This window comes from Brucella sp. NBRC 12950 (genome assembly GCF_030268145.1).
GTDB lineage: Bacteria > Pseudomonadota > Alphaproteobacteria > Rhizobiales > Rhizobiaceae > Brucella.
Genome location: NZ_BSQC01000011.1, coordinates 131,877 through 153,211 on the forward strand (window position 1 = coordinate 131,877; position 21,335 = coordinate 153,211).

The window sequence follows — 21,335 nt, forward strand, 5'->3', positions numbered from 1 at the left end:
GTTTTCGGATAAGACCGTGCTCAATCAATCGAAGGGGCTCAACTGATGCGTATTGAACGACGCGAAACACGGCCCATGGCTCTTGTTGCAACCGCTCCAATAATCGCTGTTCTTGCTGCCTTTTTGCTCGCCGGTCTGTTGATTGCAGCCGCCGGTGCGCCTGTGCTGGAATCTTTTCGCCAGATCGCCATAGGCGCATTCGGCACAAGGCTTTCGATCACTGAAACATTGACACGCGCAACCCCTCTAATGCTGACCGGTCTTGCTGCCGCTGTCGCTTTCCGTTCCAAACTCTGGAATATCGGCGCTGAAGGACAGTTTTACATAGGCGCTCTGGCAGTTGTTGCCTGCGGCACACAATTGGCGCTCCCTGCCCCGTTGCTTATTCCACTATTGCTGATCGTTGGCGCGATTGCTGGCATGGTCTTTCTGCTGATCCCACTTGGCCTTCGTTTGCGGTTTGGCGTCGATGAAGTCGTGACTACTCTACTGCTCAATTTCGTCGCCGTGCTGTTTGTCTCGATGATGATTGAAGGGCCTATGAAAGATCCTCTAGCTTTCGGCTGGCCGCAGTCCGAACCTGTACCCGATGCAGCCGTGCTACCAAAAATCATGGCGGGCATGAGGCTTCATATCGGTATTCTAATTGCCGTCGCCCTTGCTTTCATCATCGCATATGTGCAGAAGCGGACCGTATTTGGCCTTGAAACAAAGGCCGCAGGGCTTAACCCTCGTGCCGCACGTTTCGCAGGTGTTCCCCTTGGCAAAACGCTGGTCAAAGTTGCTTGCATTTCCGGTGGTCTGGCCGGTCTCGCCGGTGCGATACAGGTCATGGGTGTTAAAGGCTATGTTACGACAGACTTGTCGCCGGGCTTTGGCTATTCTGGCATTATCGTTGCAATGCTCGCCAATCTGAATCCCATCGGCGCTATTTTCTCTGCACTCTTTGCGGCCGCGATGTTTGTCGGTGCCGACGGCATGAGCCGTGCCATTGGCATTCCGAGCTTCATCGCTGATGTTACCGTCTCGCTTTCACTCCTCGCCATGCTGGTCGCACTCTTCTTCACCCAATACAGGATCGCCCGATGAACGAGTTGATGGATATCCTGCTTTCCGCTGGCCTCTGGGTCTCAGTCCTGCGCATCGCAACACCGCTGATTTTCGGTACGCTTGGCGCGCTTTATTGCGAACGCGCCGGCGTTCTCAATCTCGGCATTGAAGGCATCATGACCTTTGGTGCGATGATCGGGTGGCTTACAGTCTTTAACGGGGCTGACCTGTGGGTAGGCGTGCTTGCTGCTGCCGCTTCAGGTGCCGTTTTTGGGCTGCTGCATGCTGCACTGACGGTGCCGCTCGGCCTCTCGCAACATGTCGTGGGATTGGGCATAACGCTATTTGCATCGAGCCTCAGTTACTTCCTGTTTCGTCTCCTGGTGCCACTTTCTTCGACCCCACCGACGATCACGCCATTTCAGCCAGTCGATCCGTCGTGGCTGGCGGACATTCCATTTATCGGACAGGTTCTCGGCACCCAGACGGCGCTCACATGGATCGCTATTCCCCTGGCGCTCTTGCTCGGTTACGTACTTTTCCGCACACCACTTGGCCTTGCCATTCGCATGACGGGCGAAAACCCCCATGCGGCCGAGGCGCAAGGCATCAACCCGATCCGCGTTCGTATACTCACGATCATGTTCGGCAGCGCTTTGATGGCCGTAGGCGGTGCGTTCCTTACACTCTCCGCATTCAACTCTTTCTTCCCAACCATGATGCAAGGGCGCGGCTGGGTGTGTATCGCACTCGTCGTATTTGCCTCGTGGAAGCCCGCACGCGCGCTTTTAGGCGCTCTGCTCTTCGCGTTGTTTGACGCGTTCCAGCTGCGCTTACAGACGGTGTACGGCAAGGTCGTTCCTTATCAGGTTTTCCTGATGATCCCTTACATCATGTCGATTGTTGCGCTGATCGTCATGGCGCGCCGCGCACGCGTTCCCCAAGCACTGATGCAGCCCTATCGCCGCGGCGAGCGCTAAATTCACGCAACTCATAAAAGCAAATAAAAACGGCGCCTTTAGGCGCCGTTTCTTTTCATCATATTGTCAGAAGCAATCAGGCAGCGCCCTTGCCGCTCTTTTCAAAGCGCTTACGTTCATTTGGATCGAGATACAGCTTGCGCAGACGGATCGATTTTGGCGTCACTTCAACCAGTTCATCGTCCTGAATCCAGGACAGCGCGCGTTCCAGCGTCATGCGGATAGGAGGCGTAAGCTTCACAGCTTCATCCTTACCGGCGGCGCGGATGTTGGTGAGCTTCTTGCCCTTGAGCACATTGACTTCCAGATCGTTGTCGCGGCTGTGAATGCCGATCAACATGCCCTGATAAACCTTGACGCCAGCGTCAATGATCATCGGACCGCGATCTTCCAGGTTGAAGAGTGCGTAAGCAACAGCTTCACCCTGATCGTTCGAAATCAGAACGCCGTTGTTACGGCCCGAGATTTCGCCCTTGTATGGCTGATAGTCATGGAACAGACGGTTCATGATCGCCGTACCGCGTGTATCGGTCAAAAGTTCCGACTGATAGCCAATCAGACCACGGGTCGGAGCGTAGAACACCATACGGACGCGGTTGCCACCTGAAGGCCGCAGTTCCACCATTTCGGCCTTACGTTCAGACATCTTCTGAACAACGGTGCCCGAATATTCTTCATCAACGTCGATGACGACTTCTTCAACTGGCTCAAGCTTCTCGCCATTTTCGCCGTCTTTCATAACGACGCGTGGACGCGAGACGCCAAGCTCAAAACCTTCACGGCGCATGTTTTCAATGAGAACTGCGAGCTGCAATTCGCCACGACCGGAAACGAAGAACGAATCCTTTTCGTTGGATTCTTCAATCTTGAGTGCGACGTTACCTTCAGCCTCTTTCAGCAGACGGTCACGAATAACGCGGCTCGTAACCTTGTCGCCTTCTGTGCCAGCATAAGGGCTGTCATTGACGATGAAGGACATGGTCACGGTTGGCGGATCGATTGGCTGAGCTGCGAGAGGTTCGCTCACTGAAGGGTCGCAGAACGTGTCAGCAACTGTGCCCTTGGATAGGCCCGCGATTGCAACGATGTCGCCAGCCTGCGCCTCGTCAATTGGCTGACGTTCGATGCCACGGAATGCGAGAATCTTCGAGATGCGGCCGTTTTCAAGCAGCGAACCATCCTGACCAAGAACCTTGACAGCCTGGTTGGATTTGATCGAACCCGAATGAATGCGACCAGTGATGATGCGGCCCAGGAACGGATCAGCTTCAAGGATCGTACCGATCATGCGGAAAGGACCTTCAGCAACCTTTGGCGCCGGAACGTGCTTGAGAACAAGATCAAACAGCGGTGCCAAACCTTCATCCTGCGGGCCTTCCGGGTTCAGCGCCATCCAACCGTTACGGCCTGAACCGTAAAGAACCGGGAAGTCGAGCTGCTCGTCGGTTGCGTCGAGATTGGCGAAGAGGTCGAAAACTTCGTTGATGACTTCTTCGTGACGGCCATCCGGACGATCAATCTTGTTGATCGCCACGATCGGACGCAGGCCAACTTTCAGCGCCTTGCCAACAACGAACTTCGTCTGCGGCATTGGGCCTTCAGCGGCATCAACGAGAACAATCGCGCCGTCCACCATCGAAAGGATACGCTCAACTTCGCCACCGAAGTCGGCGTGGCCTGGCGTGTCAACGATGTTGATGCGGGTGTTCTTCCAGACAACAGAAGTGGCTTTCGCGAGAATGGTGATCCCGCGTTCCTTTTCGATGTCGTTCGAATCCATCATGCGTTCTGCAACGCGCTGATTGTCGCGGAACGAGCCCGACTGCTTCAGCAGTTCATCGACCAATGTGGTTTTGCCATGATCGACGTGTGCGATAATAGCGATATTACGCAATTCCATATGGAGATCACTTCTATATGAGTTGGGAGCCGCGCCAAGGTGGATGCACGGAAAATCAATGGGGCGCTCTTACAGGTTTTTTTGCGTTTTAGAAAGGGGCAGTGCGAAACTGCCCCCTAATTAACCCGAAAAGCCCGGATTTAAATGCATTTTTACACTGTATTTCTGACAGTTTTTTGTCGCCGGAGCCTATAAAAGGGTTCCCGACAAAATAACCAGAGCCACGCTGAAATAGATCACAAGCCCCGTAACGTCGACCAATGTGGCAACAAATGGCGCCGAAGCGCTCGCCGGATCAAACCCTAGTCGCTTGAGAATAAACGGCAGCATTGACCCTGTCACCGAGCCGAAAGTCACGATGCAGACGAGCGCCATGCCGACAGTAGCTCCCACCAAAATCCAATGCTCGCCATAATCATAAATGCCGAGCTGCTGCCACAAGGCAATGCGCAACATACCTATGAGGCCCAGGAAACTGCCGAGTGCAAGTCCAGTTGGCACTTCGCGTAGGGCAACGCGCCACCAGTCCTTGATTTTGACTTCCTGCAGCGCAAGCGCACGAATAATCAGCGAGGTTGCCTGTGAACCAGAATTACCGCCAGACGACATGATGAGTGGAATGAACAGCGTGAGAACCAGTGCCTTTTCCAACTCGAGTTCAAAATGCTGCATCGCGCTTGCTGTCAGCATTTCGCCCAGAAACAGAATTCCAAGCCAGCCAGCGCGCTTCTTCAGCATCTCGCCAAAGCCGATACGCATGTAAGGCTTGTCAAGCGCCTCCATGCCGCCGAAACGATAAGCGTCTTCGCTCGCTTCTTCCGTCATGGCATCCAGCACATCATCGACAGTCACAATGCCGATGATGTGGCGGCTGTCATCAACGACAGGAACGGCCAGAAGATCATGCTTACGGAACAGGCGCGCAACGTCTTCGCGATCTTCATGTGGCGATATAGTGATTGGATCGTCGTCGCGAGCAAGCGAGAGAATCGGCTCATCAAGTTCACGTATGATAAGGCGACGCAGACTAACCACCCCCAGCAAGACACGGGTCTGCGGATCAACCACATAGATTGCATAAACTGTCTCGCGGGTACGCTCGACCTTACGAATATGATCAAGCGTTTGCCCCACGTTCCAATTGGATGGCACCGTGATGAACTCGATCGTCATCAGACTACCGGCCGTGTTCGGCGGATAGCCCATCAGCTTCTTCAGCGCGGCTTTTGTTTCTGGCGCAAGAATGGGGAACAGACGAGCACGATCGGCATCTTCGAGTTCCTGAAAGACATCGGTCGCACGGTCGGCAGACATACCATCAAGCAATTGACTGGCGATGTTCGGGGGAAGGATTGCCAGAATTTCGGTTGTGCGTTCCAGTTCCGGCTGATCAAACAGGCGGATGGCATCGTCGTGCGAAAGCTGGGCGATAACAGAGACGGCGTCATCTGCATCCAGTTCATTGACGATCTCTACCGCGTCGCCCGTTCGAATATCGGCGATACGGCTAGCAATTGCTGCAGCAGGGAGGTCGGCAACATTGAGTACTTCGGAGGCGAAGTTGTTGTCGGTCATAGGCTTGCCTTTCTGTCGATCCGCCGTCAAAGACAGACCGTGCAAGCTGACCGCAAACGATCAGATCACGAACTGCCTTGACGGCTGAAACAATCGACTGTGACTGTCGCTTGGCATAAGAGAATAAAACTCCGGTTGAAATGCAGCCAAAGAAAATGCGGCTGCTTGGGTCATGTGCGCCCGGCAGGGGCTAAAGTCAACCCCCGGCGGGTAATCGTGGAAGCTTTTTCATACGAGTTTGAAATTGCGGTTTTCAAGTCGACTGAGGCAAACGCCGCCACAGCAGAAAAGCAATCGCCCCAGTAAAGCCAAGCGCCGGGATAAGCGTTGCAAATGCAATCACCGGATCCCCCATCAGCGCCGCAATTGCACCGCCAATAAGCCCACCACCCATCTGAAAGAAACCCATCATGGCCGAGGCAGCACCTGCCATCTTCGGAAATGGTGCCATGCCAGCTGAAGTCATCACCGGCATCACTAGCGACACGCCAAAAGCAAAAAGCCCCATGGGCATCATCACCAACAGATAAGTGGGCTCGAACACCCGGAGTAGCGTCGCAATCAGTATGCTTGCCACTACCATCGCAACATAACCGGCTGCAGCCAGCTGACGAGGACGATAGAACTTCATCAGTCGCCTGAACAACAGGCTTCCGACAAAATAGCAACTCGTCTGCAAAAGCAGGCCCACACCGAATTGTGTTGCCGTCATACCCACCCGCCCCATCAGCACAAAGGGCAAAATAGTGGCCGCTGTATAAAGCCCGCCGGTGGTGCCACCAACACCAACGCTTGCATAAACAAACGGACGACTCATCAGCAACGTGCAGTAAGAACGCAACAATTGCTTTGGTCGAATGCGGCTAAGATCGCGACTGACGGTTTCCCTGATAATGAAAATTGCCATCAGGACAACTAGAATGCCCAGACAGACCATGACGACGAAAATTGCCTGCCAGCCAAACAGTTCCATCGTCACACCGCCAAGTGTGGGCGCGACAGCAGGTCCAACTGCGATAACGATACCAATGAGGTTCATCACCCGCGCAGATGCGTCATGGGTGAAAAGATCGCGCACGATTGCGCGCGAAATCGTTACCCCGACAGCAGCCCCAACGCCTTGCAGAAATCGCGCAACCAGAAGCATGTCAATCGTGGTGGAAAAAAGGGCGAGAATGCTGGCAATGAGATAAATCACCATGAAGGCGATGGTAATCGGTCTCCGCCCGAAACCATCTGACAGCGGCCCGCAGACAAGCTGTGAAAAGCAGAAGCCTGTGAGATAGACCGATATTGTGAGCTTCACCATGGCTTCTGTCGTGCCAAAGGCACGAACAATCTCAGTCATGGCTGGCGTATAAAGTGCCATCGACATAAGACCCAGTGCGGCGAGAAGACCGCCGATAACGCCGACGCGTAATTCGCTCATTACCGGTTGCGTATCCTGGGCATTACGATGATGAGGCGCGAGTTTCATGGAATGCTACTACCGCTCTCGGCTTGACCACGAAAACCCGCAGTCAGAATGCCTAATTTACAGGGACTTGTAAGTGCCCACATTGCATGGGATCACGGCTGTCTTTCATCCCTATTATCTGCGGGGGGTAGGGTCAAGCCACGCTATACGGTCATGCGAAACAGAAGCATAGACCCTTGCCCGATAGTCAATGAACTCCTAAATCTGGTGCATACGGAATTCAATTGATGTGGAGTTTTCTGATGTCCGAAAAGCCAGCTTACAATCACGCGCTTACCGAATGGAACGGACCGCTTGGCCTGCCGGATTTCAAAGCATTCAAGGATGGCGATTTCGCTGCCACCTTTGATGCAGCTCTGGCGGATGACCTTGCGGAAGTGGAAACAATCTCTCACGAGACCGCTGAAGCGACGGTTGAAAACACGCTGAAAGCTTTACAACTGACGGGCAAGTCCCTTGATCGCGTTTCCTCCATTTTCTGGCTTCGCGCCGGTGCTCACACCAACGACACTATTCAGACGCTGGAGCGTGAAATCGCACCCAAAATGTCGCGCCATTATTCGCGCATCATGATGGACCCGAAGCTGTTCGCACGCATCGATGCACTTTATGAGAAACGCGACGATCTTGAGCTGGATGTCGAAACCAAACGCGTTTTGGAAAAGACCTGGAAAGGCTTTGTTCGCTCCGGTGCCAAGCTTGATGAAACCGGCAAGAAAGAACTCGCAGGCATCAATGAAAAGCTTGCTGGCCTTGGCGCACGCTTCGGCCAGAATGTTTTGAAGGATGAATCGAGCTGGGCTTTGTTCATCACAAATGAGGCCGATCTTGCGGGTCTTCCGGATTTCCTCAAAAATGCCATGCAAAGTGCTGCAGCCGAGCGTGGTCAGCCGGACGCATGGGCGGTGACGCTATCACGCTCGATTGTCGAACCATTCTTGACCTTTTCGGAAAATCGGGAACTGCGCGAACAAGCTTTCAACGCCTGGGGCAAGCGCGGCGAAAATGGTGGCGAGACCGACAACCGCGAAATCGTGCGGGAAATGGTGGAACTACGCGAGCGCAAGGCTCACCTGCTGGGCTATGCCAATTTTGCCGCATATAAGCTCGACGACACCATGGCCAAGACGCCTAAGGCTGTCATGGACTTGCTCGAGCCGGTCTGGGACAAGGCGCGCGCTAAGGCCCATGAAGAAGAAAGCGAACTTGAACGTCTGATCGCAGCCAACGGCCATAACCACAAAGTAGCGCCTTGGGACTGGCGCTTTTATGCTGAAAAGCTTCGTGCCGAACGCTTTGCCTTTGATGAGGCTGAACTCAAGCCATATCTGCAACTCGAAAACATCATCGAAGCGAGCTTCGATGTTGCAAGCCGCCTTTTCGGCATCCGTTTCGAGGAAAAGAAAGGGATCGCCGCATGGCATCCCGATGTAAGGGTGTTTCGGGTATTGAACGCTGACGGCAGCGAACGGGGGCTATTCTTAGGTGACTATTTCGCCCGCACATCTAAGCGCTCTGGTGCATGGATGAGTTCGCTGCAATCGAGCCACAAGCTCAATTCCGGGCAGAAGCCTTTCATCTACAACGTGATGAATTTTGCAAAGCCAAAGGCCGGTGAGCCCGCGCTTCTTTCGCTTGATGATGCCCGCACACTGTTCCACGAATTTGGTCATGCGTTGCATGGGCTTTTATCGGATGTGACATGGCCTGCTATTTCCGGCACCGCTGTTTCGCGTGATTTTGTTGAACTGCCATCCCAGCTCTACGAGCATTGGCTGACCGTCCCTGCTGTGCTTGAAAAATATGCCGTGCACTACCGCACTGGAGAAGCAATGCCAAAGGCGCTTTTAGAAAAGGTGCTTGCCGCACGTTCTTTCAATGCAGGCTTCAACACAGTGGAATTCACCTCATCCGCGCTTGTCGATATGGCGTTCCATACGGGCACGCAAACAATCAGCGATCCGCTAGCCTTTGAGGCGGAAACACTGAAAAAACTGTCGATGCCCGATGCGATTATCATGCGTCATCGCACGCCACACTTTACCCATGTCTTCTCCGGCGACGGCTACTCCGCCGGCTATTATTCCTACATGTGGTCGGAAGTGCTCGATGCCGATGCATTCTCGGCATTTGAGGAGACGGGCGATGCGTTTAACCCGGAACTGGCAGCGAAGCTAAAGCAATATATTTATTCTGCCGGCGGCAGCCGTGATCCAGAAGAGCTTTACAAAGCCTTCCGCGGTAAGATGCCAACGCCGGATGCAATGATTGAGAAACGTGGGTTAAATTAAGCCCATCTCAATGGATGAGGCCGGGAAACCGGCCTTTTTCAATTCTCATGACTGAGAATATTTACAAGCCGTCCATAGGGATCACGCACAAAGAAGCGTCGAACACCCCAATCCTCGTCAATGGGCCCATATTCAACTTGAAAGCCAGCGGCAATCATTCGCTCAAGCACCGCATCAGTATCATCGACTTCTATGGAGAGATCGGGCACCTGCGTGCCCGAACCACCTTCAGTAGCAAAGCTGATCTGCACCCTTGCTTGTGCATCTGCGGCATAGGTGACAATCCAGCCATGGTCCATCACCACGTCAAGTTCCAGTACATCCGCGTAAAATCGCTTCGCTGCCGAGAGATCATCGGCTACTATGTTGGATATGATGCGGCGGACAGCCATCAATATTCGCCGAGCTTGATGTCTGGTGTGTAGTCGACGCCGTCGACTTCCTTCACAACAGGCTGACCGCAATGCAGAACGCCAGTTGCCGCATTGAACGCGTAGGTCGGGGAGCCATAAAGCTGCCAACCCTTGTTAAGTGCCGCGGTAACTCGGTGACAGAACGCGGAATCATCCGGGCCGGTGATGAAACGATAGAGCTTCATAGTCATTCTTCCTTGGTTAAGATGTAAAACTGGATTTTGCGAGAACGCGCTCGGCTAGTTCGAGATGCAGACGCTCAACCATCTCTCCATTGAGCGACACTACGCCCTTTTGAGCATTTTCGGGCTGCGCAAACACTGAAATTACAGCGCGGGCATGGGCCACATCTTCATCGGACGGTGAGAAGGCACGGTTTGCTGGCTCAATTTGCGAAGGGTGAATAAGCGTCTTGCCATCAAAGCCCATCAGAGCTGCCTGTAAGCATTCAGCTTCAAAGCCCACACTATCCCGAAAGTCATTGAAAACGCCATCCAGCACATCAATACCGCCAGCGCGCGCGGCCAGAATGATCTGCATCAGCCATGGGATCAGATATGGCCTCCCGACTTGCGGACGAACACCGGTGGCACGCGCAATATCATTTGGACCCACCACAAAACAGCCGAGCCTTGCCGCCGAACGATGGCCAAGTACAGCAATTTCATCCGCATTGAGGATACCGCGTGGAGTTTCGATCATCGCCCAGACACGCGTATCAGGGTCCGCATCGTGGCGGTCAAGCCGATTGGCGGCGTCAATCACATCCTGCGGCCGCTCGACCTTGGGCAGCAACACCGCGTCCGCCCCCATATTGGCTGCGGCAGCAACGTCGCCTTTACCCCATTGCGTATCGGAAGAATTCACCCGCACCACCCGCTCGAATCCAACCTTTGGATGCTCGGAAAAATATGCGGACAGAGCGTCTCGCGCTGCAATTTTTGTCTCAGGAGCTACGGAATCTTCGAGATCGTAGATCACACAATCCGCTGCAAGCGTCAGCGACTTTTCGAGCGCACGACTATTGGATGCGGGTACGAACAAGACGGAACGACGCGGGCGAGCAATTGTTTTCATGCGCAATTTGTGCACCGTTCTGCATCAGCAGACAAGCGCTCGCCCGACAAAGTTTTTTAAATTCCGCTCGCTTCGTGTTCGAGTGTTCCGGTGAACTCACATGATGCACCGTGGTAATAGGTGCATCCGCCGACCTCTTCGATCTCGAGTTTATACTCACCAACGAAATTCATCTTGATCTCGCAATAGCGCGGGTTCCGCGCAGACTCGGCTTCGTTCGGATCAAAGCCTTCGCTCTGGATTTTGAAAATCGCTTTTTTGTCTTTAATAGTAACATCCCCGGAAACGCCGCCACCGCAGCCTGGCTGATTATCGACCATTGGGACGCTTGTCGTTAGAGATACGGCATATTGATCGCCACTTTTGTGCGTCACATCAGCCTTAAGCTCCATGCCTTCATTGCTTGTAAAAATTCCTTCATGCGGATTGAAACCCGGCTTGTTCTCCGAAGAAGCTGGCAAACTGGTCAGTGCTAATGTCAAGCCAAAGAGAAAAATTCGAAGCATATTCCACCCATCGCTGCTAGTCTTAAGACATGAAAATTGAACCGACTTTGATTATTTAAGCCCTAAGGTCAAGCACATATAGTATTTTGGTGTTGTTAGCATAATTGATCTTGCCGACGCGAATTTTGCTAGAGTGAGCGTTGCAGCGCCTTCAATTCTCAAGACTTGAAATCCGCACTAGCTCTGCTTATTTTCAATTCTTCGGTTGGAATGCACCCGCCGCTCGCAGCCTGATGGCCATGGTAAAGCATTCTAAATACGCGTTCCTGTTCCGGTGAGTGCAGAAACGGCAATGCGGGCACCCGTTTACGAAAATGCCGCTCACATGCAGGAGCAAAACCATGACAACAGCCATCCTTGCTGGGCACAATACATCTGATTTTAAACATCAGGCTCGCCGTTTGCGGCAGGCACTGGGTGAAGAGGGCATTCATATCAGCCACGGAAAGGCGCTGGATCTAGTTGCTCGCCAGTCCGGCACGCGCGATTGGAACACCCTTGCAGCCCATGGCGTGCAAGTCGGAACCTTACGCGCCGAAGACAGTGCTGCCCCATACCGTGTCGGCCAACGCGTTTCAGGCATGTTCCATTCAACTGCCTTCAACGCTCGCATCATCGGTGTTGAAGAGACAATCAAACCTGATCTCTGGCGGATCACCCTGCAGTTCGATCCTGCGATTGATGTCGTAGTTTCGCCAAACCTCTCGATGCTGCGCAGACGCTTCACAGTTGTTCTTGGTGCAGACGGGAAATCTCGCAGGTTGACGGGCAGCGAGACCGGCGGCATTGCACTTAATGTGCAATAATTTCGTCTAACTTCGCTTCAGCGCATGATTGCGAATTTTTGATGCGAGTTTCAGACATATTCATGCGTAACACACAATAGTCGTTTCCGGCTCGCCTCAAAACAGGCCGGAAGCGCTGCTAATCTGCCGAAAGGGTTGCGACCTATTAGGCAGTTGCGGCCTGAAACATTGACTCTGTGCGGTGCTGATGTAAATCAGACTGCAAATTTAAAATACCCAACCGACAGGTCAGGAACATGGACAAGTTCACCAAGCTCACGGGCGTCGCGGCCCCCCTGCCGATCGTCAATATCGATACGGACATGATTATCCCGAAGGATTATCTGAAGACGATCAAACGCACGGGTCTGAGCAAGGGGCTTTTTGCCGAAATGCGCTTTAATGAAGACGGAACCGAAAATGCGGATTTCGTGCTCAACAAGCCGGGCTATCGCAACGCCCAGATTCTGGTTGCTGGCGACAATTTCGGCTGCGGCTCCTCGCGTGAACACGCACCTTGGGCTCTGCTCGATTTCGGCATTCGTTGCGTAATTTCGACCTCGTTCGCCGACATCTTCTACAACAACTGCTTCAAGAACGGCATTCTGCCGATCAAGGTCAGCCAGGAAGAACTCGACAAGCTGATGGACGATGCATCGCGCGGTGCGAATGCTACGCTCACCATTGATTTGGAAGCCAAGGAAATCCATGGCCCGGATGGCGGCTCAATTTCCTTCGACCTCGATGATTTCAAGCGTCATTGCCTGCTCAATGGTCTCGATGACATCGGCCTGACCATGGAAAAGGTAACAAACATTGACACATTTGAAGCAAAGAACGCTCAACAGCGTCCTTGGGCATAATGGTCATTGCATTAAACGCCTCTGGTCGACGCGTGGTGGCCTGAACAAGTGAATAGGACACGATTGGCTGAAATGGCCCGAGAAGATCAAAGCGGTGATTGGGCGGCACGTTTGTCGCCCTCGCTAGACGAAATCGAATCCATCGCGATCGAAGCTCTTGCGCATCTGCCGCAAGAGTTCAGGACGCTGTGCGGCGATATTATTATCCAGATCTCTGACTTTCCCGAAGAACAGATTGTCGAAGACATGGGATTGGAAACGCCGTTCGACCTGTTAGGTCTGTTTGAGGGCACTGGTATTGGTGAACGCTTCAGCCTGCAAACCGGCGAAGGCCCCAATCGCATCACGCTCTTCCGCCGCGCAATTCTGGATTACTGGTCCGAACACGAAGAAACGCTTGGCGACATCATCACTCATGTTCTCATTCATGAAATCGGCCATCATTTTGGCCTTTCGGATGACGATATGGAAGCGCTGGAAGCCCAGGCAGATTAGAATTACGGATTTGCGATGAGCGGCACACTTTTGCTATTTTCGACCAAAACAGTGACAATTTCGGCAGTTTTCCAGTAGATTTCGATACAATCGCATACAGATATTGCATGCGCAGAATGCTATTGATTGCCTCAGTTCAAACTGAGTGACGATCATGAGCCTTTCTCCGGCGGCCTATCAGCTTCTCCTCGTTTACACGACCTATGTTATTGCTGCCGGAAGTCCTGGCCCCAGCAATATGCGCATCATGGGCGTTGCCATGAACCAAGGCCGAAAAGCGGGATTGATGTTTGCCGCAGGCGTCGTGACAGGCTCCATCTTCTGGGGTCTGATGGCTGCGACCGGTGTTTCAGCGATCCTCACACGTTTTGCTGAGGCGCTGATTGTTCTCAAGATTTTCGGCGGGCTGTACCTCCTGTACCTGGCCTTTAAAGCGGCACGCGCTGCCATGACATCGGACGAAAAGATCGCTGCTCGCGCAACTAGCGGAGATGCTTTCCTATCAGGCGGAGAGCTTTACCGACGTGGCTTGCTCCTGCATCTTTCCAATCCCAAGTCGATCCTGTCATGGATCGCACTGGTAACGCTTGGCCTTGGCACAAACTCGTCTTGGCCACAGCTGACGGCATTCCTCGGCGGCTGTATAACGCTGAGCATCACCATCTTCTGCGGCTACGCCGTTGTATTCTCGACCGCGCCCATGGTGCGCATGTATCGACGCGCTCGCCGCTGGATCGAAGGCGTTCTTTCAGCCGTCTTTGCCGTCGCTGGCATTCGCCTGCTTCTGTCACGCTAAACCTGTCTGAGAAACGAGTATCGCAATGAAGATTTTCAAAGGCCTCTCCGCCTTCCCCCTCACCCCAATCGACGCAGCAGGCAATCTTATTGAGGACGCGCTCAACTCTTTTCTCACCCGCGTCCACGACGCAGGCGCGGACTCGGTTGGCCTGTTGGGAAGCACGGGCGGCTACGCCTTCCTCACACGAGAACAACGTCGACATACGGTCAGGACTGCGGTGCAACACATCAGCGGCAAGGTGCCGCTGATCGTAGGCGTCGGCGCATTGCGTACCGACGAAGCGCAAGCGCTTGCCCGTGATGCGGCAGATGCTGGCGCTGATGCGCTCTTGCTCGCTCCCGTCTCCTATACTCCGCTCACACAGGAAGAAGGCTTTGAGCATTTCAAAGCTGTAGCAAGCGCGACCGATCTGCCTTTGTGTATCTACAACAATCCCGGCACCACTCGTTTCATTTTCACCGATGAACTGATTACGCGCCTAGCAGAACTCAAAAACATCAAGGCAATCAAAATGCCTCTGCCTGCCGATGAAGATTATGCGGCAGAGATTGCGAAGTTGCGCGCTACAACGCCCGATGACTTCGCTATTGGCTATAGTGGCGATTGGGGAGCAAAGGACGCCCTGCTCGCAGGCGCTGATGCTTTCTACAGTGTGTCTGCAGGTCTTCTACCGAAGCAGTTCGCAGCACTGGTGCGTGCTGCACAAAGCGGCGCACGGGAAGACGCCGAGCGCATCAACGCTGCATTTGAGCCACTCTGGAACCTGTTTAAAGCCCATGGCAGCTTCCGCGTAATGTACCTGATCGCCGATCTGCTGGGTATTTCAAAAATCGAACCGCCGCGGCCGATTCTTCCATTGGGAGGAAAAACGCGTGGCCAGGTTGAGACGGCATTGAAAGCGTTGAATATTCCGCCTCAATGAAAAATAATAAAGGCGCCCGTTTGGGCGCCTTTCGCTGGTTGGGCTTATGCCACGCTCAAGCGGACATCGATATTACCGCGTGTTGCATGTGAATAGGGACAAACAATGTGCGCTGCATTGACCAGCTCTTCTGCTTTGGCTTTTTCAACACCCGGCAGAGCAACCGCCAGAGCCACATCCAGACCAAAACCTGTACCATCTTCACGTGGGCCAATACCAACGGTTGCAGTCACCGTGCTATCAGCGGAAATCGAAACCTTTTCCTTGGCTGCCACGAATTTCAATGCGCCAAGGAAGCAAGCTGCATAACCGGATGCAAAAAGCTGCTCGGGATTGGTGCCTTCGCCACCCGAACCACCGAGTTCCTTCGGGGTGTCGAGAACAACACTTAAACGCCCATCAGCGGTCTTGGCGCTGCCCGTGCGGCCGCCGGTTGCTGTGGACTGGGTCGTGTAAAGAATTGCCATTTTAAAATCTCCGTCGGTGAGTGTTCGCTTATCTCCACAACCAAAATTGCAAAATTTTAAATTGTGCGCAATCTAATTTTGCGAAATGTTTTGACACATATATGTGATGCGCAATTCAATTGCACCTCATGTAAAGTTCTGCCAAGGAGCTTACGCTATGAAAGAAGACCCAAAGGGATCCCATCTCAATCTTTCGGATATGGTTTGTTTCGCGATCTATTCGACCGCGAATGCGCTGAGCCGCGCCTATCAACCGATCCTCAGCAAACTGGAACTCACCTATCCGCAGTTTCTGGTCATGATTGTTTTGTGGGAACAGGATAACCGCACGGTTTCTGAAATTGGCGCGAAACTCAATCTCGATTCCGGCACCCTCACACCGCTTTTGAAAAGACTAGAAGCAGCAGGCCATATTGCGCGTCGCAGAGACCCACAGGATGAGCGGCAGGTCCGTATTACGCTGACCGATGCAGGCCGGGCTTTGCGCATAGGGGCCGAAAGCATTCCTGAGCAGGTCTTCTGCGCGCTCGGTCAGCCCATCAGCAACTTGCAGGATCTTCGAGCACAGCTGCTCGATGTCCGCAACAATCTCAAAGCCAGTATCTCAGGTTAGATCTTCAGTGCGCAGCTTGCCAGAACACCGTCATAATTTTCTGGATGCACTATAAAAAAACGCCGGTTTCCCGGCGCTTTTGCTTTCAAACTGCAATCTCGATTAAGCAGCTAATGCCTTTGGCGTAATCAGGCCGCGAGCAACAAGCAGTTCTGCGATCTGAATCGTGTTGAGAGCAGCGCCCTTGCGTAGATTGTCGGAAACAACCCAAAGTGCCAGACCGTTTTCAACCGTGATATCTTCACGGATACGGCTGATGTAGGTTGCATCTTCGCCAGCCGATTCATACGGCGTGATGTAGCCGCCGTCTTCGTGCTTATCGACAACCTGACATCCCGGCGCTTCGCGTAGAATTTCGCGCGCTTCTTCAGCCGAAATCGGATTTTCAAACTCAATGTTGACTGCTTCCGAGTGACCGATGAACACGGGTACACGAACAGCCGTTGCCGTAAGCTTGATCTTTGGATCAAGCATCTTCTTGGTTTCGGCCACCATCTTCCATTCTTCCTTGGTGTAGCCGTCTTCCATGAAGACATCGATATGCGGGATCACGTTAAACGCAATGCGCTTGGTGAATTTCTGAGCCGTAACTGGATCCGCAACAAAAACTGCGCGCGATTGCTGGAACAGTTCGTCCATGCCTTCCTTGCCGGCGCCCGAAACGGACTGGTAAGTCGAAACGACAACGCGCTTGATCTTGGCTGCATCGTGCAGAGGCTTCAGAGCCACGACAAGCTGCGCAGTCGAGCAGTTCGGGTTGGCAATGATGTTCTTCTTACGGAAGCTTTCAATCGCATCAGGATTCACTTCCGGAACAATGAGGGGCACATTGGCATCATAGCGCCATGCAGAAGAATTATCGATTACAACGCAACCCTGCGCACCGATCTTTGGCGACCATTCCTTGGAAATATTGCCACCAGCGGACATGAGGCAAATGTCGGTATCAGAGAAATCGTACTGATCGAGTGCCTTCACCTTCAGCGTCTTGTCGCCATAGGATACTTCGGTGCCCTGGCTGCGGCGTGAAGCGAGCGCTACGACTTCATCAGCCGGAAAGCCACGTTCTTCGAGGATATTGAGCATTTCGCGCCCGACATTACCGGTAGCGCCGACGACTGCAATCTTGAAACCCATTTACCTTCTCCTGTCCTCTCCGCTTCCATAAAAACCCGCGACCAGCGGGCCTTTTCCCTGGGCCGGACCCGGGGAGAGAGGGCGAGCAGGCCAAGGGGTCAGACCGTTTTGGTGGTCGTTTTAATGCAAGTGGCCATGGTAGTTTTGGAAACGGACGCCATAGGGCTGTCAATGGCGATGAGGCCATTCAGTCCACACAGGCTATGTGATGCGCGAGAAGCGTTCACGGGTTTGTCTCCTTTTCCGATTGCGCTTTTAAGCCCTTTGAAAAAAGAGTCAATGTGTTTGCAGCCACGAGCGCAACAAAACTGCTCAAATATGCCGGAACGATGCCGCTTATTACGCCTCGACCACAAAAATGACAAAGGCCCGCGCCCGAAATCCGGCGCAGGCCTTTAAAAAATGATGCTCAAATTAGTAAAGCAGACGCGTCCGAACCGTGCCCGGAATTTCACGCATTGCCTGCAATACATCTTCGGCATGCTCTTCCATCGCGTCGCCTTCGATCACCACGTAACCGACTTCACCATCGGTCTGCAGAAACTGACTGACGATGTTGATGTTGTGCGATGAGAAGATATTGACGAGGCTGTTGAGGATACCGGGACGGTTCTCGTGCACATGCATGAAGCGCGTACCGCTTGGACGTGCAGGCAGTTGAACCTGCGGGAAATTGACAGCTCCCAACGTCGAACCGACATCGGAATATTCAACCAGCTTGCGGCTGACTTCCATACCGATGCGCTCCTGCGCTTCTTCGGTCGAACCGCCGATATGCGGCGTCAAGATGACGTTCTCCAATCCCTGCAATGGCGAAACGAACGGATCCTTGTTGGAAGCAGGCTCAACCGGAAACACATCAATTGCCGCGCCGGCAAGATGACCTTCTTTAAGAACCTTCGCCAGCGCCTCCAGGTCAACGACCGAGCCGCGCGCATTATTGATCAAGAAAGCGCCTTTCTTCATCTTACGCAGCTTGGCTTCAGTGATCATCTTGGCCGTCGATTTATTCGATGGCACATGAAGACTGATCACATCGGAGATTTCGAGCAGCTCATCAAGGGTTTCCGTCGGGATGACATTACCATATTGCAGTTTGTCGGTCATATCGAAGTAACGGACGGTCATGCCGAGACTTTCAGCAAGATTACCGACCTGCGAGCCAATATTGCCGTAGCCTACGATGCCCAGCGTCTTGCCACGGACTTCGCGGCTGCCGGTCGCACTCTTATCCCAGCCACCAACATGAGCTGCATTAGAGCGCGGGAAAATCCGGCGCATCAGCATGATGATCTCGCCAATCACCAGTTCAGCAACAGAACGCGTATTGGAAAACGGTGCATTAAAAACCGGAATACCACGTTTGCGGGCAGCTTTCAGATCAACCTGATTTGTGCCCACCGAAAAGCAGCCGACTGCAATCAAGCGCTGCGCTGCTTCAAACACTTCATCAGTAAGCTGCGTGCGCGAACGGATGCCCACGATATGCGCGGAAGAAATTGCCTCAATCAGTTCAGCTTTGTCGAGTGCCTTAGGCAAATGCACGACGTTAGTATAGCCAGACGACTTAAAATAATCGACAGCAGACTGGTTGATGCCTTCGAGAAGAAGAACGTTGATACGCTCGCGCGCGAATGAAAGACGTGCAGTCATGTTTGGGGCTTTCAGGCTCTGGGCTCAATACTCGCTCAGCGACATAAATCAATCTGCAAATGTCGTCACTGCGATATTTTGGGTCGGAATTGATCGCGAGAGCGACTTAGCACCCAATGAGTGAGAAAAAAACCAAATTCGATGAGAAAAGCCTTGTTAAGGCAGATTTGGATAAAGATTCTAATGTTGTGGCATCTGGGCATCCAAGAACGCGCCAAACCCTCCGAGGAGGCTCGTAAAGAACTCTGGCACCACGTAAGCAAATAAGTTTCTCAACCGGCAGAGCTCGCTTCGCTTCTCATACTAAAAGATAATAAACGGATTAAACGATTCAGTTCATCATGCTTGCGTGGAAAAAGTGTGTGGAAGTTGGAGGAGAACGTTCACACACATCAGCAAAAATGCTGTTGGGAGGAATCAATGTCAGTTCAATCGAGCGCCGCTGCCGGCGCGCCTAAAATGACGCGCGAAGAAAAGAAGGTAATTTTCGCTTCTTCGCTCGGTACTGTATTTGAATGGTACGACTTTTATCTCTACGGAACACTCGCAGCCTTTATCGGAGCTGCGTTCTTCAATGAGTATCCCGAAACGACCCGTAATATATTTGTATTGCTGGCTTTCGCGGCGGGCTTTCTTGTACGACCGTTTGGCGCGCTCGTCTTCGGACGTATCGGTGATCTGGTCGGACGTAAATATACATTCCTTGTAACTATCGTCATCATGGGCGCATCGACGTTCCTCGTCGGCATCCTGCCTGGATCTGCGACGCTCGGTATTGTTGCGCCAGCGATTCTAATCATTCTGCGCATGCTGCAGGGTTTGGCGCTTGGTGGCGAATATGGTGGCGCTGCAACCTATGTTGCTGAACACGCGCCGAATGGTCGCCGCGGATTTTACACCTCGTGGATCCAGACGACCGCAACTTTGGGATTGTTCCTTTCGCTCATGGTCATTCTGAGCATTCAAAACGTAATGACGACGGAGTCTTTTGCTGCTTGGGGCTGGCGTATTCCGTTTCTGGTTTCAATTGTTCTTCTGGGTATCTCGGTCTGGATTCGTATGCAGATGAGCGAATCCCCGGCCTTTAAGAAGATGAAGGAAGAAGGAAAGACATCCAAGGCACCGCTGTCTGAAGCTTTCGGTCAGTGGAAAAATGCAAAGATCGCCCTCATCGCTCTCTTCGGGCTCACCATGGGTCAGGCGGTTGTCTGGTATTGCGGTCAGTTCTACGCGCTTTTCTTCTTGCAGAACGTTCTCAAGGTCGAAAATCAGACCGCAAACATCATGGTGGCGGCCGCGCTTCTGATCGGCACCAGCTTCTTCGTAATTTTCGGCTGGCTATCCGATAAAATCGGCCGCAAGCCAATCATCATGGCGGGTCTACTGCTCGCGGCGGTCACATATTTCCCGCTGTTCAAGGCTCTCACGCAGGCCGCAAACCCTGCGCTAGCCCAAGCAGAACAGACGATCCGTGCAACTGTCACCGCTGCTCCTGGTGACTGTAACTTCCAGTTTAACGCGACCGGAACCTCAAAATTCACTAGCTCCTGCGATATTGCAACGAGCTTCCTGTCACGCAGTGCTGTACCATATGACGTCGTGATCGGTCCCGCCGGACAGCCTGCAACCGTCAAGATCGGTGAATCCACTGTAACTTCGTTCGATGCGAATGCAGCCGGTGCAGAAGCAACCGCAAAGCAGGCCGCGCTCACGCATGACATCAACTTCGCCCTGCAAAAGGCTGGTTGGCCGCTCGTTCGTAGCCCAGCAAAAGTCGCGGATTCTAAACTCGATGCATTCATCGCAGCCAATCCGGAACTGGAACTGAGCGCAGAAGCTGTTCGCGCGGGTGAAAAGGCTACAATGTCAAGTGCAGATCTTGTGAAGAACAAGATCATCACCCAGGCTGAAGCCGATGCTGCAGCGCAGCCAGAACAGGCTGTCTACACCATCCCGAATGCGGGAGCATTCAAGATGGTCGCCGATCCTTCGCAGATCAACTGGTTTATGACGATCGCCATTCTTACCATTCTCGTCATCTATGTGACGATGGTTTATGGCCCAATCGCCGCGATCCTGGTTGAAATGTTCCCGACCCGCATTCGCTACACCGGCATGTCACTGCCATATCACATTGGTAACGGCTGGTTCGGTGGCCTTCTGCCAGCAACGGTCTTCGCGATGAGTGCTGCAAAGGGTGATATCTACTACGGACTTTGGTATCCGATCGTAATTGCAACAATCACGCTCGTTATTGGTCTCATCTTTGTCAAGGAAACCAAGAATGTCGACCTCAACAAGGTCGAGTAATTGAGCTTAAATTTAATGAAGA

Annotated in this window: 20 protein-coding genes; 10 read left to right on the forward strand and 10 right to left on the reverse strand. The window is 53.0% G+C overall.

What is annotated here, in order from left to right:
* Positions 1 to 45: 45 nt before the first annotated feature.
* On the forward strand, positions 46 to 1,089 hold the full coding sequence (locus QSJ70_RS18615) for an ABC transporter permease (protein ID WP_285538620.1): 1,044 nt from the start codon (positions 46 to 48) through the stop codon (positions 1,087 to 1,089).
* Complete coding sequence (locus QSJ70_RS18620) at positions 1,086 to 2,030, forward strand: ABC transporter permease (protein WP_285538621.1); 945 nt, start codon at positions 1,086 to 1,088, stop codon at positions 2,028 to 2,030. Before QSJ70_RS18615 ends, QSJ70_RS18620 begins: the two co-directional genes overlap by 4 nt.
* Before the next feature lie 76 nt (positions 2,031 to 2,106).
* Here QSJ70_RS18620 and typA read toward each other — a convergent pair whose 3' ends face one another.
* From typA to QSJ70_RS18635, 3 genes are all read right to left on the reverse strand, one after another.
* Positions 2,107 to 3,930, reverse strand: coding sequence for a translational GTPase TypA (gene typA / locus QSJ70_RS18625; protein ID WP_285538622.1), 1,824 nt, complete (start codon positions 3,928 to 3,930; stop codon positions 2,107 to 2,109).
* A gap of 189 nt (positions 3,931 to 4,119) precedes the next feature.
* A complete protein-coding gene (mgtE, locus tag QSJ70_RS18630) occupies positions 4,120 to 5,505 on the reverse strand; it encodes a magnesium transporter (protein WP_285538623.1) in 1,386 nt (461 codons plus the stop codon).
* A gap of 253 nt (positions 5,506 to 5,758) precedes the next feature.
* Complete coding sequence (locus tag QSJ70_RS18635; RefSeq protein ID WP_285538624.1) at positions 5,759 to 6,934, reverse strand: multidrug effflux MFS transporter; 1,176 nt, start codon at positions 6,932 to 6,934, stop codon at positions 5,759 to 5,761.
* A 290-nt stretch (positions 6,935 to 7,224) separates the two neighbouring features.
* Between QSJ70_RS18635 and QSJ70_RS18640 the strand changes: the two genes are divergently transcribed.
* Positions 7,225 to 9,273, forward strand: coding sequence for a M3 family metallopeptidase (locus QSJ70_RS18640; protein WP_285538627.1), 2,049 nt, complete (start codon positions 7,225 to 7,227; stop codon positions 9,271 to 9,273).
* Positions 9,274 to 9,311: 38 nt separating this feature from the next.
* On the opposite strand, the gene QSJ70_RS18645 is transcribed toward QSJ70_RS18640, so the two are convergent.
* Genes QSJ70_RS18645 through QSJ70_RS18660 form a run of 4 tightly spaced genes read right to left on the reverse strand, consistent with a single transcriptional unit; the run spans position 9,312 to position 11,269 of the window.
* Positions 9,312 to 9,665, reverse strand: coding sequence for a VOC family protein (locus QSJ70_RS18645; protein ID WP_285538628.1), 354 nt, complete (start codon positions 9,663 to 9,665; stop codon positions 9,312 to 9,314).
* Positions 9,665 to 9,871 carry a DUF1737 domain-containing protein gene (locus tag QSJ70_RS18650; protein WP_007877777.1) on the reverse strand — a complete coding sequence of 69 codons (207 nt, stop codon included), beginning with the start codon at positions 9,869 to 9,871 and terminating at the stop codon, positions 9,665 to 9,667. Before QSJ70_RS18650 ends, QSJ70_RS18645 begins: the two co-directional genes overlap by 1 nt.
* A gap of 16 nt (positions 9,872 to 9,887) precedes the next feature.
* Positions 9,888 to 10,778, reverse strand: coding sequence for an HpcH/HpaI aldolase/citrate lyase family protein (locus tag QSJ70_RS18655; RefSeq protein WP_285538636.1), 891 nt, complete (start codon positions 10,776 to 10,778; stop codon positions 9,888 to 9,890).
* Between the two features lie 41 nt (positions 10,779 to 10,819).
* Positions 10,820 to 11,269 carry a hypothetical protein gene (locus QSJ70_RS18660; RefSeq protein ID WP_285538637.1) on the reverse strand — a complete coding sequence of 150 codons (450 nt, stop codon included), beginning with the start codon at positions 11,267 to 11,269 and terminating at the stop codon, positions 10,820 to 10,822.
* A gap of 341 nt (positions 11,270 to 11,610) precedes the next feature.
* On the opposite strand from QSJ70_RS18660, the gene QSJ70_RS18665 reads away from it, so the two are divergent.
* From QSJ70_RS18665 to QSJ70_RS18685, 5 genes are all read left to right on the forward strand, one after another.
* On the forward strand, positions 11,611 to 12,075 hold the full coding sequence (locus tag QSJ70_RS18665) for a glyoxalase superfamily protein (protein ID WP_285538640.1): 465 nt from the start codon (positions 11,611 to 11,613) through the stop codon (positions 12,073 to 12,075).
* 236 nt (positions 12,076 to 12,311) lie between these two features.
* The gene (gene leuD, locus QSJ70_RS18670) at positions 12,312 to 12,917 is read left to right on the forward strand and encodes a 3-isopropylmalate dehydratase small subunit (protein WP_007877773.1); all 606 of its coding nucleotides are present in this window, start codon (positions 12,312 to 12,314) and stop codon (positions 12,915 to 12,917) included.
* Positions 12,918 to 12,989: 72 nt separating this feature from the next.
* The gene (locus tag QSJ70_RS18675; protein ID WP_215777594.1) at positions 12,990 to 13,412 is read left to right on the forward strand and encodes a metallopeptidase family protein; all 423 of its coding nucleotides are present in this window, start codon (positions 12,990 to 12,992) and stop codon (positions 13,410 to 13,412) included.
* 154 nt (positions 13,413 to 13,566) lie between these two features.
* On the forward strand, positions 13,567 to 14,208 hold the full coding sequence (locus tag QSJ70_RS18680; protein ID WP_285538642.1) for a LysE family translocator: 642 nt from the start codon (positions 13,567 to 13,569) through the stop codon (positions 14,206 to 14,208).
* Positions 14,209 to 14,233: 25 nt separating this feature from the next.
* Positions 14,234 to 15,133, forward strand: coding sequence for a dihydrodipicolinate synthase family protein (locus QSJ70_RS18685; RefSeq protein ID WP_285538643.1), 900 nt, complete (start codon positions 14,234 to 14,236; stop codon positions 15,131 to 15,133).
* Between the two features lie 44 nt (positions 15,134 to 15,177).
* On the opposite strand, the gene QSJ70_RS18690 is transcribed toward QSJ70_RS18685, so the two are convergent.
* Positions 15,178 to 15,600, reverse strand: a complete 423-nt coding sequence (locus QSJ70_RS18690; protein WP_200636383.1) for an organic hydroperoxide resistance protein — start codon at positions 15,598 to 15,600, stop codon at positions 15,178 to 15,180.
* Positions 15,601 to 15,757: 157 nt separating this feature from the next.
* On the opposite strand from QSJ70_RS18690, the gene ohrR reads away from it, so the two are divergent.
* Positions 15,758 to 16,213: a transcriptional regulator OhrR gene (gene ohrR, locus QSJ70_RS18695; RefSeq protein WP_285538647.1), complete on the forward strand. Its 456-nt coding sequence runs from the start codon at positions 15,758 to 15,760 to the stop codon at positions 16,211 to 16,213.
* Between the two features lie 102 nt (positions 16,214 to 16,315).
* Here the strand turns inward: ohrR and QSJ70_RS18700 are convergent, their stop codons facing one another.
* Both QSJ70_RS18700 and serA read right to left on the reverse strand, forming a co-directional pair.
* Positions 16,316 to 17,350 carry an aspartate-semialdehyde dehydrogenase gene (locus QSJ70_RS18700; RefSeq protein WP_215777605.1) on the reverse strand — a complete coding sequence of 345 codons (1,035 nt, stop codon included), beginning with the start codon at positions 17,348 to 17,350 and terminating at the stop codon, positions 16,316 to 16,318.
* A 414-nt stretch (positions 17,351 to 17,764) separates the two neighbouring features.
* A complete protein-coding gene (serA, locus tag QSJ70_RS18705; RefSeq protein ID WP_215777607.1) occupies positions 17,765 to 19,003 on the reverse strand; it encodes a phosphoglycerate dehydrogenase in 1,239 nt (412 codons plus the stop codon).
* Positions 19,004 to 19,423: 420 nt separating this feature from the next.
* Here serA and QSJ70_RS18710 point away from each other — a divergent pair, with 420 nt between their 5' ends.
* Positions 19,424 to 21,313: an MFS transporter gene (locus QSJ70_RS18710; RefSeq protein ID WP_285538654.1), complete on the forward strand. Its 1,890-nt coding sequence runs from the start codon at positions 19,424 to 19,426 to the stop codon at positions 21,311 to 21,313.
* Positions 21,314 to 21,335 lie beyond the last annotated feature (22 nt).